The following is a 15,776-nucleotide window of genomic DNA, read 5'->3' as shown; positions in this document are numbered from 1 at the left end:
GCCCCCGATAGCGTAGTGTCAGCCCCCAAGGTACTGGCTGACACACTGCTATCGGGGGCAAGCCCCCTCCCTCATTTTGTTTTGCGGCGCTCGTACCTTAGTGGTGCTCGCGGGTCGCGCGGAATTTCACATCCGGCCAGCGCTCTTCCATCAACGCCAGGTTGACCCGGGTCGGCGCCAGGTAGGTCAGGTGACCGCCGCCATCGACCGCGAGGTTTTCCACGGCCTTGTTGGAGAACTCTTCCAGCTTCTTCTTATCGCTGCAATCGATCCAGCGCGCGGAGTACACGGTAATCGGCTCGTAGGAGCACTCGACCTTGTATTCCTCTTTCAGGCGGCTGGCGACCACATCGAACTGCAGCACGCCGACGGCGCCGAGGATGATGTCGTTGCTGCGCTCGGGGAAGAACACCTGGGTGGCGCCCTCTTCCGCCAGTTGCTGCAAGCCTTGGCGCAGTTGCTTGGATTTCAGCGGGTCACGCAGGCGCACGCGGCGGAACAGTTCCGGCGCGAAGTGCGGGATGCCGGTGAAGCCCAGCGCTTCGCCTTCGGTGAAGGTGTCGCCGATCTGGATGGTGCCGTGGTTGTGCAGGCCGATGATGTCGCCGGCGTAGGCTTCTTCGAGCTGTTCACGCTCGGAGGAGAAGAACGTCAGGGCGTCGCCGATGCGCACGTCCTTGCCGGTGCGCACGTGGCGCATCTTCATGCCTTTTTCGTATTTGCCGGAGCAGATGCGCATGAAGGCAATGCGGTCACGGTGCTTGGGGTCCATGTTCGCCTGGATCTTGAACACGAAGCCGGTGAATTTCTCCTCCACAGGCTCGACAGTACGCTCGTTGGCAACGCGGGCCAGAGGCTTCGGTGCCCAGTCCACGACAGCGTCGAGCACGTGGTCGACGCCGAAGTTGCCCAATGCGGTCCCGAAGAACACCGGGGTCAGTTGGCCGTCGAGGAATTCCTGCTGGTTGAACTCGTGGCAGGCGCCCTGCACCAGTTCCAACTGGTCGACAAAGCGGTCGTACTCGTCACCCAGGTGGGCGCGGGCTTCGTCGGAGTCGAGCTTCTCGATGATTTTCACATCAGTGCGTTCGTGACCGTGACCGGCGGTGTAGACAATGATGTAGTCATCGGCCAGGTGGTACACACCCTTGAAGTCGCGGTAGCAACCGATCGGCCAGGTAATCGGCGCGGCCTTGATCTTCAAGACGGCTTCGATTTCATCCAACAATTCGATCGGGTCGCGGATGTCGCGGTCGAGTTTGTTGATGAAGCTGACGATCGGCGTGTCGCGCAGGCGGCATACGTCCATCAGCGCGATGGTACGTGGCTCGACGCCCTTACCGCCGTCGAGGACCATCAGTGCCGAGTCCACCGCAGTCAGGGTACGGTAGGTATCTTCGGAGAAGTCTTCGTGACCCGGGGTGTCGAGCAGGTTGACCATGTGGTCGCGATACGGGAACTGCATGACCGACGTGGTAATGGAAATACCCCGTTGTTTTTCCATTTCCATCCAGTCGGAGGTGGCATGGCGGTCGGATTTGCGCGATTTCACCGTGCCGGCCACTGCGATCGCCTTGCCCATCAGCAGGAGCTTCTCGGTGATGGTGGTTTTACCGGCATCGGGGTGGGAAATAATGGCGAAAGTGCGGCGTTTCGCGACTTCGGCGGCCTGGTGGGTCATGGGAAATCGCCTGGCAGGTGAGTCAAAAAAGGGCGGCGAGTATAGCGCAAACCCAGGAGGCCGGACCACCGTTCAGCCTATTGGGGGTGGCTAAATGCTGCCAAGTATGGAACCTTTTAAAAGGTAGAGACGTCCACTCCCCTGCTACCGCACTCGTAACAGGGGCTGAAAAATCAGCAAGTTAGCCTGACGAGGCTGCGCTCATGGCTCGATTTGATACCGCGTTGCCGGTATTGGCGAGCTGCTTTTCGCGACTACATTCGCCGACAGCCAGGAATGGCATTGCCGCTCGGAAATGTGTTCGCCGACAAAAGAAAAAAGGAGTCCGCCTGTGGCTATTCGCTATGGCAAAGGGCTGATAGGAGGAGTGGTTGTCGTCGCTCTCCTGGCCCTGCTGGTCCACTGGATCGGCATCAACACGATCGAACTGTACCGCGACGATTTGTTGTTTTACCTGCAAGCTCATTTGATCCTTGTTCTAGTCTCCATGCTGGCGGCCCTGATTGTGGGCATCCCCGCCGGTATCCTGCTCAGCCGACCGAACATGGTCGGGCGTGCAGAACGCTTCATGCAGATCTTCAACATCGGCAACACCGTCCCGCCCCTGGCCGTACTGGCCATCGCCCTCGGCGTCCTCGGCATCGGCAGTGGCCCGGCCATCTTCGCGCTGTTCCTCGCCTCCTTGTTGCCCATCGTGCGCAACACCTACGAAGGCCTCAAAAACGTTCAAGGCTCGCTGAAAGAAGCCGCCACCGGCATCGGCATGACCCCGCGCCAGGTGCTGTTTCGCGTCGAATTGCCCAACGCCGTGCCGATCATCATCGGCGGCGTGCGCGTGGCCCTGGCGATCAACGTCGGTACCGCACCACTGGCGTTTCTGATTGGTGCCAACAGCCTGGGCAGCCTGATTTTCCCCGGCATCGCCCTGAACAATCAGCCGCAACTGCTGCTCGGCGCCGCGTGCACCGCGTTGCTGGCGTTGCTGCTCGACGGTCTGGTGACCATGGCCAGCCGCCTCTGGCTGGAACGCGGGTTGCGTCCGTCTTAAGGCTTGGCAAAGGAAATCACATGAAAAGACTGACCCTGATATTGAGCTGCGTCCTACTGTTTGCAGGTATTGCGCAAGCCGCTGAAAAACCCGTGATCCGCATCGGCGCCAGGGTGTTCACCGAACAGACCCTGCTGGCCGAAATCACCTCCCAGTACCTGCGCACCAAGGGCTACGACGCCCGCGTGACCGGCGGCCTGGGCAGCAACCTGGCGCGCAGTGCCCAGGAAAGCGGGCAACTGGACCTGATCTGGGAATACACCGGCGTGTCGCTGGTGGCCTACAACCATGTGGACGAGAAGCTCGACAGCGAACAGTCCTACGCCCGGGTTAAAGAGCTCGACGCGAAAAAAGGCCTGGTCTGGCTGTCGCCGTCGAAATTCAGCAACACCTACGCCCTGGCATTGCCGGAAAACGTGGCCAAGGAATTCCCGCAGATCAACACCATCAGCGACCTGACCCAAGCCCTTGCCGAGAAAACCAAAGGCACGCGCCTGGTGGCCCTGGACACCGAGTTCGCCAACCGTTCCGACGGCATGGGCGGCATGGTCAAGCTGTACGACATGAACCTGACGCGTAAAAACACCCGGCAGATGGACGCCGGCCTGGTCTACACCGCGTTGCGTAACGGCCAGGTGTTTGCCGGTCTGGTCTACACCACCGATGGTCGCCTGAACGCGTTCAAATTGAAGCTGCTGGAAGACGACAAGCACTACTTCCCGGACTACACCGCCGCCCCGGTGATTCGCCAGCAATACCTCGACCAGCACCCTCAACTGGCCGCCGAGCTCAAGCCATTGGCCGAACTGTTCAACGACGCAACCATGCGCGAGTTGAATGCACGGGTCGACGTCGAGCATGAAAGCCCATCCGCTGTTGCCGCCGATTTCCTGCGCCAACATCCGATCAACTAAGAAGGAGAAGACATGGAATTCCTGAACGCCTTTTCCCATCTTGATTGGGCCCAGGTCCTGCACCTGACCTGGCAGCACATCACCCTGGTCGGTATCGCGGTGATCCTGGCGATTGTCGTCGGCGTGCCCCTCGGCGTGCTGATGACCCGCTTCCCAACCCTCGCCGGCCCCCTGCAAGCCAGCGCCACGGTGCTGCTGACCGTGCCGTCCATCGCGCTGTTCGGCCTGCTGCTGCCGTTCTACTCCAAGTTCGGCCAGGGCCTGGGGCCGATGCCGGCGATCACCGCCGTGTTCCTCTACTCCCTGCTGCCGATCATGCGTAACACCTACCTGGCCCTCACCGGGGTTGAACCGGGTATTCGCGAAGCCGCCAAAGGCATCGGCATGACCTTCGGCCAGCGCCTGCGCATGGTCGAACTGCCCATCGCCGTGCCGGTGATCCTCGCCGGTGTGCGTACCGCCGTGGTGATGAACATCGGCGTCATGACCATCGCCGCTACCATCGGTGCCGGTGGCCTGGGTGTACTTATTCTGGCTTCCATCAGCCGCAGCGACATGTCGATGCTGATCGTTGGCGCCGTGCTGGTCAGTCTCCTGGCCATCTTCGCCGACCTGCTTCTGCAATGGCTGCAACGCTCGCTGACTCCAAAAGGACTGCTCAAATGATCGAACTTCAAAACCTGACCAAGACTTTTCAAAGCAACGGCAAAACTGTTTCGGCCGTGAACGACGTAAGCCTGACCGTCAACGAAGGCGAGATTTGCGTATTCCTCGGCCCTTCGGGTTGCGGCAAGAGCACCACGCTGAAAATGATCAACCGCCTGATCAAGCCGACCTCGGGCAAGATCCTGATCAACGGCGAAGACACCACCGACCTCGACGAAGTGACCCTGCGTCGCAACATCGGCTACGTGATCCAGCAGATCGGCCTGTTCCCGAACATGACCATCGAGGAAAACATCGTGGTCGTGCCCAAGCTGCTGGGCTGGGACAAACAGAAATGCCACGACCGCGCCCGTGAGTTGATGAGCATGATCAAGCTGGAACCCAAGCAGTACCTGCATCGCTACCCGCGTGAACTGTCGGGCGGCCAGCAACAGCGCATCGGCGTGATTCGCGCACTGGCGGCCGATGCCCCGCTGCTGCTGATGGATGAGCCGTTCGGCGCGGTCGACCCGATCAACCGCGAGATGATCCAGAACGAATTCTTCGAGATGCAGCGCGCGTTGAACAAGACCGTGATCATGGTCAGCCACGACATCGACGAAGCCATCAAGCTGGGTGACAAGATCGCCATCTTCCGCGCCGGCAAGCTGCTGCAGATCGACCATCCAGACACCCTGCTGGCGCATCCGGCCGATGAGTTCGTCAGCAACTTCGTGGGCCAGGACAGCACCCTCAAGCGCCTGCTGCTGGTGAAGGCTGAGGATGCGGCGGACAACGCCCCGTCGGTGAGCCCGGAAACCCCGGTGGCCGAGGCCCTGGAGCTGATGGACGAAACCGACCGCCGCTATGTGGTGGTCACCTGTGCGGAGAACAAGGCGCTGGGTTATGTCCGGCGTCGCGACCTGCACCGTCAGGCCGGCACCTGCGGCCAGTACCTGCGCGAGTTCAACGCCACGGCGGCGTACGACGAGCATTTGCGCATCCTGCTGTCGCGCATGTACGAGTTCAATCGCTCGTGGCTGCCGGTAATGGACGCGGAGCGGGTGTTCCTGGGTGAAGTGACCCAGGAGTCGATTGCCGAGTACCTGAGTTCCGGTAAGTCCCGTGGGGGCAAGACCAGTATTGTCTCCCCTGCCGAGACCGCCCTGGCCTGACACAACGCGGTAAAAAATGTGGGAGGGGGCTTGCTCCCGATGGCGGTGTGTCAGTCACTTCATCTGTCACTGATCCACCGCTATCGGGAGCAAGCCCCCTCCCACATTTCCCCTTCGGTGAGTCAGGGAAATCGCCTCGATTACCACTCAGCGGGGAACATCATTCCGTCACACGTGTCGGTTACATAAGTAGCTGCACGCGGTCCCGCGACGAACGCGTGCAAAAACGCGACATTTTTAGTTGATCTATAGCCCCTCACGTCCTAAAGTTCGCGCCGAACGTCCATGCTGGAAACGATCCATCCGGCTCAAGTACTGACGACGAGACAGCAAGGCCAAGGGAAGCGGTTGTTCCCATGGCCTTTTTGCTTTCGGCGACATGCCTTGGGAAGTAGGCGAACCAAAGTGGGGATACGGAGGACGTTCATTTGCACCCATTGATCAATTTAGTTTGCCCTTAGGAGTTCCCAGCATGTCGATCAACGTCGAAGATTATTTCGCGCGCGCCACTTTTGACAAAATGAAGGCGTTCGCCGACAAGCAAGAAACCCCGTTCGTGGTGATCGACACCGCGATGATCAGCCAGGCCTACGATGACCTGCGCGCCGGTTTCGAATTCGCCAAGGTGTATTACGCGGTCAAGGCCAACCCTGCCGTCGAGATCATCGACCTGTTGAAAGACAAGGGTTCGAGCTTCGACATCGCCTCGATCTATGAGCTGGACAAGGTCATGGACCGCGGCGTCAGCGCCGACCGTATCAGCTACGGCAACACCATCAAGAAATCCAAGGACATCCGCTACTTCTACGAGAAGGGCGTGCGCCTGTTCTCCACCGACTCCGAAGCCGACCTGCGCAACATCGCCAAGGCCGCTCCGGGTTCGAAAGTGTATGTGCGTATCCTCACCGAAGGCTCGACCACCGCAGACTGGCCTTTGTCGCGCAAGTTCGGCTGCCAGACCGACATGGCCATGGACCTGCTGATCCTCGCTCGTGACCTGGGCCTGGTGCCGTACGGCATTTCGTTCCACGTTGGCTCGCAGCAACGCGACATCAGCGTGTGGGACGCGGCAATCGCCAAGGTCAAAGTGATCTTCGAACGCCTGAAGGAAGAAGACGGCATCCACCTCAAGCTGATCAACATGGGCGGTGGCTTCCCGGCCAACTACATCACCCGTACCAATAGCCTGGAAACCTACGCCGAAGAGATCATCCGTTTCCTCAAGGAAGACTTCGGCGATGACCTGCCGGAAATCATCCTGGAGCCGGGCCGTTCGTTGATCGCCAACGCCGGTATCCTGGTCAGTGAAGTGGTATTGGTTGCACGTAAATCCCGTACTGCCGTCGAGCGTTGGGTGTACACGGATGTGGGCAAGTTCTCCGGCCTGATCGAAACCATGGACGAAGCGATCAAGTTCCCGATCTGGACCGAGAAGAAAGGCGAGATGGAAGAAGTGGTCATCGCCGGCCCGACCTGCGACAGCGCCGACATCATGTACGAAAACTACAAGTACGGCCTGCCGCTGAACCTGGCGATCGGTGATCGTTTGTACTGGTTGTCGACCGGTGCGTACACCACCAGCTACAGCGCGATTGAGTTCAATGGCTTTCCGCCGTTGAAGTCGTTCTACGTATAACCGTAGCGCCAAGCCTTAAGCTGCAAGAAAAAGCCCACGCCCTGTCGTGGGCTTTTTTGTGTTTAAAAAGAATGTTTCTCGATAACTCACGGCATAATGCGCGCCTTGGCATTTACATCCAGACAGACGAGGCAGTCCGACGTGTTGAAGAAAACCCTGTTCCAGTTGCACTGGTTCTTCGGCATCACTGCCGGGCTGGTGCTGGCCTTGATGGGGATCACCGGGGCCGCGGTCTCGTTTCAGGATGAGATCCTGCGGGCGCTCAACCCGAACGTATTGAGCGTGGAGAAACGCGAAGCCGGCGTGCTGCCGCCCGCCGAACTGGTGCGCAAGCTGGAAGCCACCGAAGGCAAGACCGTGTCCATGCTGTGGGTGGAGAGCGAAAGCGGCAACGCCGCCCGTGTATTTTTCACCCCACCGCCGGGTGAGCGCCGTGGCCAGATGCGCTACTTCGACCCCTACACCGGCGACTACATGGGCGACGCGGTCGGCCAGGATGTGCTCGGCTTTATCCTGCAACTGCACCGTTTCCTGGCCATGGGCGAAACCGGCCGGCAGATCACCGGCGCCTGCACGTTGATCCTGGTGTTCTTCTGCCTGTCCGGCCTGTACCTGCGCTGGCCGCGCCAGGTCGCAAGCTGGCGTGCCTGGCTGACGCTGGACTGGCGCAAAAAGGGCCGCAGCTTCAACTGGGATTTGCACTCGGTGTTCGGCACCTGGTGCCTGCTGGCCTACCTGCTGGCGGCACTGACCGGGCTGTCGTGGTCCTACGACTGGTACAGCCAGGGCCTGACCAAACTGCTGTCCGACGCGCCGCAAAATGAACGGATGCGCAAGCGCGGCCCGCCGCCCGAAGGCCCGGCACCGGTGGCCAACTACGACGCAATCTGGAGCAGCATCTACAGCAATGCCGGCCCAGGCTTGAGTGCCTATAACATCCGCATGCCCGCCGTCGCCGGGCAACCCGCCATCGTCTATTACCTGCTGAAAGACTCATCCCATGACCGCGCACTGAACCAGATCAACCTGGACCCGGCCACCGGTGAGGTCAAATCCCATGACCAATACGCCAGCAAAACCTTTAAGTCGCAGTTACTGACCAGCATCTATGCGCTGCACACCGGCAGTTATTTCGGCCTGGCGGGGCGCATTATCCTCACCGTCAGCTCGCTGCTCATGCCGCTGTTTTTCATCACCGGCTGGCTGCTGTACCTGGACCGTCGCCGCAAAAAACGTCAGGTGCGCGATGCACGTAAAGGCCTGTACACCAACCACAGTGATGCCCCGGCCTGGCTGATCGGCTTTGCCAGCCAGAGCGGGTTTGCCGAGCAACTGGCCTGGCAGACCGCCGGGCAATTGCAGGCGGCCGGCCTGCCGGTGAAGGTGCAGCCCTTGGGCAGGGTCAGCCAGGACGATTTGCGCCAGTCGGAAAATGCCTTGTTCGTAGTCAGCACCTTCGGCGACGGCGAGGCGCCCGACAGTGCCCGAGGTTTCGAGCGCAGCGTGCTCGGCCAGGACCTGTCGCTCAAGGGCCTGAACTACTCGATCTTGGCCCTGGGTGATCGCCAGTACGAACACTTCTGTGGTTTTGCCCGGCGCCTGCATTTCTGGCTGACCCACCAAGGCGGTAGCCCACTGTTCGCCCCGGTGGAAGTAGACAGCGGCGACACTGACGCCCTGCTGCACTGGCAACAACAGCTTGGCCAACTGACCGGCCACGCGCCGGCGGCGGCCTGGCCGACCGCCCAGTATGAAAACTGGACACTGAGCCAGCGCACCCTGCTGAACCCTGGCAGCGCCAGCGCGGGCGTCTACCTGCTGGGCCTCACCTCACCATCGCCGCAACGTTGGCTGGCCGGTGACCTGGTGGAAATCCTGCCGCGCAATTGTCCCGGGGCCATCGAGCACTTCCTCGAAGGCCTGGGCCTGACCGGCGCCGACGGCGTGCTGGTCGACGGCCTCGCGCATACCCTCAACCAAGCCCTGGCGACCCGCCAACTGCCGGACAACCGCGCACATCTGGTGGGCCTGCATGCCCAAGCGCTGGTGAATGCGCTCGCGCCCCTGGGCATGCGCGAATACTCCATCGCCTCGATTGCCAGCGACGGCGTGTTGGAACTGATCGTGCGCCAGGAACGCCATCCGGATGGCAGCCTGGGCCTGGGCTCGGGATGGCTCACAGAACACGCGGCCATCGGCTCGGGCATCAGCCTGCGCCTGCGCCGCAACAGCGGTTTCCACCTGCCGGACGCGCCAGTGCCGTTGATCTTGCTGGGCAACGGCACCGGCCTGGCCGGTTTGCGCAGTTTGCTCAAGGCGCGGATTGCCGATGGTCAGCAACGCAACTGGCTGCTGTTCGGCGAGCGCAACATCGCCCACGACTTCCTCTGCCAGGAAGAACTGCAAGGCTGGCTGGCCAGTGGTGATCTGGCGCTGCTGGACCTGGCGTTTTCCCGCGATCAGGAGGAGAAAATCTACGTGCAGGATCGCCTGCGCGAATCCGCCGATGTACTGAGTAAATGGCTCGCGGACGGCGCGGCGATTTATGTGTGTGGGAGCTTGCAGGGGATGGCGGCGGGCGTAGACCAGGCGCTGCACGACATCCTCGGGAGTGAAGCGGTGGAGCGCTTGATCGAACAAGGTCGCTACCGCCGGGATGTCTACTGAGATCGAATGTGGGAGGGGATAAGCCGCTCCCACATTTGGATTGCATTTCAAGTCAGGTGGGTTGCAGCTTCTGTTCGAATACCGAGACCCCATCCAGGTCGCGCAAAATAACGGTCAACTCCGCCGTCTGCCCATCAATCTGTACTTCGCCAAAAAACTGAAACCCGGCAAACGGTGAGGTGTTCTGCGCCGGTGGGGCCTTCTCGAACACCACCTCAGGGCCAAAGGTTTTATCCAGTGGGTTCGGGCCGAAGCTGCCCGCATTCAGAGGCCCGGCGACAAACTCCCAGAACGGCTCGAAATCCTGGAACGCCGCGCGATCCGGGTGGTAGTGATGGGCCGCACAGTAATGCACATCCGCCGTCAGCCATACATGGTTGCGCACCTTCTGCGCGCGCAGAAAGCCCAGTAATTCGGCGATTTCCAGCTCGCGGCCTTGCGCCGGGCCGGGGTCATTGTTGGCGATGGCTTCCCAACGCGCCACGCCGGGGCTGACTTCGCCGTCGGGCACGCCGAGGCCGATGGGCATGTCGGCGGCGATCACTTTCCACTGGGCCTGGGAGGCCTTGAGTTCGTGCTTGAGCCAGTCCAACTGTTCGCGGCCGAGGAAGGCTTTTTCGCCGCCCAGGTTGTCATCGTTGGGGCCGCGATAACTGCGCATGTCGAGCACGAATACATCCAGCAGCGGGCCATAGCTGAGCTTGCGATAAATCCGTCCGCCGCCGTCTGCGCTTTGCCGACGCATGGGTGAATATTCCAGCCAGGCCTGGCGTGCGCGGCCGACCAAGGTGTTGATGTCCTTGGTCTGGTAGCGCTCGTCGAGTTGTTTGCCGGGCGACCAGTTATTCACCACTTCGTGATCGTCCCACTGCCAGATCTGCGGCACTTCGGCATTGAAGCGGCGCACGTTTTCATCCAGCAGGTTGTAGCGGTAGTTGCCGCGATATTCGTCGAGGGTTTCGGCGACCTTGCTCTTGGCTTCGGTGGTGATATTGCGCCAGATACGCCCGCCCTCGGTGGGCAATTGCGCGGGTACCGGGCCGTCGGCGTAGATGGTATCGCCGCTGTGGATGAAGAAGTCCGGCAGGCGCAGGCGCATGGCTTCATAGATACGCATGCCGCCAATGTCCGGGTTGATGCCAAAGCCCTGGCCGACGGTGTCGCCACTCCACACAAAACGGATATCGCGACGCTGTTGCGGCACGCTGCGCAGGTGACCGAACCACGGCTCGCTGGCGACACCAGTCTGGGCGTCTTCAAAGTGCACGCGGTAGAAAATCGCCTGGTCGGCAGGCAGCCCGGTGAGTTCGACGCGGGCGGTAAAATCGGTGCGGCTGTCGACCAGGGGCGAGACGAATTTACGCGGGTTGCTGAACACGCTGCGGGTGTCCCATTCCACCACCATTTTTGCCGGGCGGTCGCTGCGGCTCCAGATCATCGCGCGGTCGCCCAGCACATCGCCGGACTGCACGCCGTCGGTGAGTTGCGGCCGGTCTTTCACCGAAGCGATCACCGCCGGGGCCAGGCCCGGCAGCAACAGACCGGCGCCGACGGCTTGCATCACACGGCGACGGCCGAGATCGAAGTGGCTCATGGAGGGTCCCTTTTTCGGATCAAAAAGGCACTTAAGCACGCGTGCGTGAAAGACGTATGACACCTGCTCCGGGACGGGCTAGAGCAACCCGGCCGTTATGTTGACCGCCTTGATCTCATTGACGACGAACGCGGTGCACACATCCTTCACTCCGGGAAATCCGTTGATATGTTGCCTGGCAAACTCACTGAAAGCCGGCATGTCGGTGGCCAGGACGGTCAGCTGATAATCAAAAACACCGGAAATGCAGTGGCAGGCAATCACTTGTTCGAATGACGTCATGGAGACCTCGAAAGCCTGCATGTGAGCGGTATCCTTCTGATGCAGCGCCACCTGGACAAACGCCCTGACGCTGTACCCCAGCATTTTCGCATCGATACTCGCATGGTAGCCCCGCACCACGCCGGCCTCTTCAAGCCGTTTGACCCGTCGCCAACAGGGTGACGCACTCAACGACACCAACTCGGCAAGCTCCGCGCTGGAGAGCCTGGCGTTTTTCTGAAGAGCAGCCAATAACCGACGGTCCGTCGCATCCAGTTTTATTTTTGCCACCTTCGTTTCACCTCATCGACGCTGGATGCCGTGCTCCAGGGCATGAATGGAAGGCGACGTTATCGCACGATTGTTCAAGCCTACGGCACGCGTAAACATCCAGCAAAACATTGTCAGCCAAGGCAAAACAGGACGGCGACCAGCATCAGCAACAAGAGCGACGGGTTGTGCAGGATCCTCGCTACAACGGGCCGAGCCGGCGTTTTTTTGGAACGATCAGACATAGGTCAGCCAATGGGCATACTGTTCATCGACGCCCTGCACGGCACGAAAATACGCCTGCTGGATTGCATGGGTAACGGCACCTCGCGACCCTGCCCCGATTTTTCGCCCGTCGAGTTCGCGAATCGGGGTGACCTCTGCAGCGGTACCGGTGAAAAAAGCCTCGTCGCAGCAGTACACCTCGTCACGGGTAAGGCGCTTCTCCCGCACCTCGAAGCCCAGGTCCTGGGCGATCACCTTGACCGAGTCACGGGTAATACCATCCAGGCACGACGCCACATCGGGCGTGTAGATGATCCCATCCCGCACCACGAAGATATTCTCCCCTGCCCCCTCGCTGACATACCCCTCGGTATCCAGCAGCAACGCCTCATCAAACCCAAGAGATACGGCTTCCCGGTTGGCAAGGATCGAATTGACGTAATGGCCGCATGCTTTGGCGCGGACCATCGCGGCATTGACATGATGACGGGTAAACGACGAGGTTTTCACTCGGATCCCCCTCTCCATGCCCTCATCACCCAGGTAGGCACCCAAGGGCCATCCCGCCACCGCCACATGAATCCGGTTATTCGTTGCCGCGATACTCAGCACCTGCGAGCCGATCCAGGCCAAGGGGCGCAGGTAGCACGCGCCGTAGCCATTCGCACGAATCACGTGCCCGCATGCAGCACTCATCACCTCTTCATCAAAGGGCAGTTCCAACTGAAAGATCCTGGCGGAATTGAACAGGCGCCGGGTATGGGCTTCCAGGCGAAAAATGGCAGGGCCGCGCACCGTTTCATAGGCGCGCAGGCCTTCAAATACGCCCATTCCATAATGCAGGGTATGGGTAAGCACATGGACATTGGCATCGCGCCATTCGACCAATTGGCCATCCATCCAGATTTTTCCATCACGATCAGACATCGACATACGTGCATCTCCACAAACGGTGAACAGCCTCGCGAGGCTCATCGCGCATTATTTCTGAGAGGTGGAACCGAAAGCCTCGAGGGCACCGACTGCACCCTTGGCCAGCCAACCGGTATCGGAGTGCAATGCAATAAAGGTCACGCCCCGTTCACGGTAATGGCAGGCCTGCTCGACGCACGTCGCAAAGATCCCCACGGCCTTGGAGTATCTGCGGCCGGCCTCGAGCACCTGGTCGATCGCCTGCGTGACCGTGTGATGACCGGGTTGCCCGAGCAAGCCCATGCTCGCGCAAAGATCAGCGGTGCCGATGAACAGGCAATCCACGCCCTCGACCTGGGCGATGCTGTCGATATGCTCGACAGCGACGGCCGACTCGATCTGGATAATGGCGCAGGCCTGGCTGTTGGCTGATTCGACGTAGTGAGCGTCCAGCCCATACCGCCCGGCCCTGACCATCGCGGCAACGCCCCTGACCCCGCTTGGCGGGAAGCGCATGGAGGCCACGGCTGCCTGCGCCTGGGCTGCATTGTCGATGTTGGGAAACACCAGGGTCTGCGCCCCGCAATCCATCACACGCTTGACCTGGGCAGCGTCGTTGGCCGTCACCCGCACGGCGCCGGTGACCCTTGCGCCCTGCGCGTTGGCGGCGTCGATAGCACGCAATTGCGCGGCGACATCCTGGACATCGCCTGGACCGTGCTCCGTATCGATGACCAGCCAGTCAAACCCGCAGTGGGCAAGCAGCTCGGTGACCGCAGGGCTGGCAAGTGTCAGCCAGCACCCCACAGAGGGTATCGAATGCAAGAGGTGGTGTTTAATGGAATTGGGCATGGCAGGCTCCTGGCGTCGTAATGCGATGGGTATCGCAGGCCTATGGTAGGCAGACGCCAGGGGTACTTTTTTGCGCATTTGCCGAGCGTGAATGCCCGGCTACGAAATGGTCATTCCATTTCTCAGGCGTTCACCGCTCGGTTGTTCCAATCCGCTGAAAGCAGGTGCGAATGGATCAGGCTTTCACAGGGCTGACCGCCAGCTCGATGGCTTCCGGACGCTTGATCAGCGCGTACACCAGGCCCGTCAGCAGGCTACCGGCGACAATCGCCAGCAAGTACAGCAGCGCGTGGTTCATCGCGTTCGGAATGATCAACACAAACAGGCCGCCATGCGGGGCGGCAAGTTTGCAACCGAAGTACATCGACAACGCCCCTGTCAACGCGCCACCGGCGATGCTGGACGGGATCACTCGCAACGGGTCCTTGGCGGCAAACGGAATCGCGCCTTCGGAGATAAAGCACATGCCCAGAATCATCGCCGCCTTGCCGGCCTCGCGTTCAGTCTGGGCGAACTTGCGTCGCGCCAGGAACGTGGCGATGCCCATGCCGATCGGCGGCACCATGCCGGCCGCCATGGTCGCGGCCATCGGTGCGCCGCTCTGCGCCGCCAGCAAGCCGACGGAAAACGCATACGCCGCCTTGTTGATCGGCCCGCCCAGATCGACACACATCATGCCGCCCAACAAGATGCCCAGCAGCACCGCATTGGTGGTGCCCATGGTCGCGAGAAAATCGGTCAGGCCTGTGAGCATGCGCGCCACCGGCGGCCCCACCAGGTAAATCATCGCCAAGCCCGTGAACAGGCTCGCCAGCAACGGGATGATCAGGATCGGCTTGAGGGCCTCCAGGCTCTGCGGCAACTTCACCGCACGGGTGATCAGCTTGACGCAGTAGCCGGCGAGAAAACCGGCGAAGATGCCGCCGATAAAACCGGCTCCCAACGTGCCCGCCAACAGACCACCGATCATGCCGGGAGCAATCCCCGGGCGGTCGGCAATCGAGTAAGCGATGTAACCCGCCAGCAACGGCACCATCAGCATAAAGGCGCGGTCGCCGACGGTTTTCAGCGCAGCGGCCAGGGTGCCTTCCTGTTCAAACGCATGAATGCCAAACACGAACGACAAGGCGATCAGCAACCCGCCCGCCACCACCATCGGCAACATGAACGACACACCGGTCAGCAGGTGTTTGTAGACGCCGGTTTTTTCTTTCTTGGCCACGGTACCGCTGGCCGCACTTTCCACTGCGCCTTCGGCCAGGGCTTTGTTGAGGGTCGCCTCGGATTGCTTGAGTGCAATACCGGTGCCGCAACGGTAGATCTTCTTGCCGGCGAAGCGCTCGGTAGCGACTTCGATATCGGCCGCCAGCAGGACCACGTCGGCCTCGGCGATGGCCTCCGGGCTCAACGGCGTGCGCGCACCGACCGAGCCCTGGGTCTCGACCTGCAAGTCATAGCCCAGGCGCTTGGCCGTCTGCTGCAAGGCTTCGGCGGCCATGAAGGTATGCGCCACGCCGGTCGGGCAGGCGGTAATCGCGACGATACGCGGGGCATGCTTCGACGCAGCCTGTGCTTGGCTGGCGACATACTCCTGGGCCTCTTCAGCGCCCCGGCGCAACACCGCTTCGACATCCGCCAGCGCCTGGGCCGGTGTGCTCTGGAACACCCGCTTGCCGACAAACCGCTGCATATCCACCGCAGTGCTGGTGACCAGCAACACCCATTCGGCATCGTCGATGGTGGCCTGGGACAACTGGCGCTCCGGGCGCTGCACATCCACCACCTCGACGCTGGTGCTCCAGCCCTGGCGCTGTGCGGCGGCGTCCAACAAGCGGGCGCACAGCACACTGGTGACCATGCCGTTCGGGCAGGCAGTAACAATGGCTAACTTCATGA

12 protein-coding genes are annotated in these 15,776 nt (G+C 61.0%); 6 read left to right on the top strand and 6 right to left on the bottom strand.

The window, feature by feature from the left end:
• Positions 1 to 97 precede the first annotated feature (97 nt).
• Complete coding sequence (locus AB1462_RS17800; RefSeq protein ID WP_090409501.1) at positions 98 to 1,681, bottom strand: peptide chain release factor 3; 1,584 nt, start codon at positions 1,679 to 1,681, stop codon at positions 98 to 100.
• A gap of 331 nt (positions 1,682 to 2,012) precedes the next feature.
• Between AB1462_RS17800 and AB1462_RS17795 the strand changes: the two genes are divergently transcribed.
• The 6 genes from AB1462_RS17795 (at position 2,013) to AB1462_RS17770 (ending at position 9,766) form a co-directional block, all read left to right on the top strand.
• The gene (locus tag AB1462_RS17795; RefSeq protein ID WP_032886220.1) at positions 2,013 to 2,729 is read left to right on the top strand and encodes an ABC transporter permease; all 717 of its coding nucleotides are present in this window, start codon (positions 2,013 to 2,015) and stop codon (positions 2,727 to 2,729) included.
• Positions 2,730 to 2,749: 20 nt separating this feature from the next.
• Entirely contained in the window at positions 2,750 to 3,643 is an 894-nt protein-coding gene (locus AB1462_RS17790) for a glycine betaine ABC transporter substrate-binding protein (RefSeq protein WP_259192523.1), read from the top strand.
• Between the two features lie 12 nt (positions 3,644 to 3,655).
• Entirely contained in the window at positions 3,656 to 4,309 is a 654-nt protein-coding gene (locus AB1462_RS17785; protein WP_027604864.1) for an ABC transporter permease, read from the top strand.
• A complete protein-coding gene (locus AB1462_RS17780; RefSeq protein WP_090409505.1) occupies positions 4,306 to 5,463 on the top strand; it encodes a betaine/proline/choline family ABC transporter ATP-binding protein in 1,158 nt (385 codons plus the stop codon). The genes AB1462_RS17785 and AB1462_RS17780 overlap by 4 nt, the downstream gene beginning before the upstream one ends.
• Before the next feature lie 472 nt (positions 5,464 to 5,935).
• The gene (locus tag AB1462_RS17775; protein ID WP_090409507.1) at positions 5,936 to 7,099 is read left to right on the top strand and encodes a type III PLP-dependent enzyme; all 1,164 of its coding nucleotides are present in this window, start codon (positions 5,936 to 5,938) and stop codon (positions 7,097 to 7,099) included.
• Between the two features lie 141 nt (positions 7,100 to 7,240).
• Positions 7,241 to 9,766 (top strand): PepSY domain-containing protein, encoded by a 2,526-nt coding sequence (locus AB1462_RS17770; protein ID WP_367247498.1) that lies wholly within the window; start codon positions 7,241 to 7,243, stop codon positions 9,764 to 9,766.
• A gap of 52 nt (positions 9,767 to 9,818) precedes the next feature.
• Here the strand turns inward: AB1462_RS17770 and AB1462_RS17765 are convergent, their stop codons facing one another.
• The 5 genes from AB1462_RS17765 to AB1462_RS17745 form a co-directional block, all read right to left on the bottom strand.
• Positions 9,819 to 11,360: an alkaline phosphatase D family protein gene (locus AB1462_RS17765; protein ID WP_315336879.1), complete on the bottom strand. Its 1,542-nt coding sequence runs from the start codon at positions 11,358 to 11,360 to the stop codon at positions 9,819 to 9,821.
• A 78-nt stretch (positions 11,361 to 11,438) separates the two neighbouring features.
• On the bottom strand, positions 11,439 to 11,912 hold the full coding sequence (locus AB1462_RS17760) for an Lrp/AsnC family transcriptional regulator (RefSeq protein ID WP_367247496.1): 474 nt from the start codon (positions 11,910 to 11,912) through the stop codon (positions 11,439 to 11,441).
• Positions 11,913 to 12,128: 216 nt separating this feature from the next.
• A complete protein-coding gene (locus AB1462_RS17755) occupies positions 12,129 to 13,049 on the bottom strand; it encodes a branched-chain amino acid transaminase (RefSeq protein ID WP_090409515.1) in 921 nt (306 codons plus the stop codon).
• 48 nt (positions 13,050 to 13,097) lie between these two features.
• Complete coding sequence (locus AB1462_RS17750; protein WP_315336882.1) at positions 13,098 to 13,880, bottom strand: aldolase/citrate lyase family protein; 783 nt, start codon at positions 13,878 to 13,880, stop codon at positions 13,098 to 13,100.
• 175 nt (positions 13,881 to 14,055) lie between these two features.
• Positions 14,056 to 15,774, bottom strand: coding sequence for a PTS fructose-like transporter subunit IIB (locus AB1462_RS17745; protein ID WP_315336884.1), 1,719 nt, complete (start codon positions 15,772 to 15,774; stop codon positions 14,056 to 14,058).
• Positions 15,775 to 15,776: the final 2 nt, after the last annotated feature.

The organism is Pseudomonas sp. SB113, assembly GCF_040754745.1.
Taxonomy (GTDB): Bacteria; Pseudomonadota; Gammaproteobacteria; order Pseudomonadales; family Pseudomonadaceae; genus Aquipseudomonas; species Aquipseudomonas grimontii.
The sequence above is the reverse complement of the archived record's forward strand: the minus strand, read 5'-3'. Positions and strand labels throughout refer to the sequence as shown.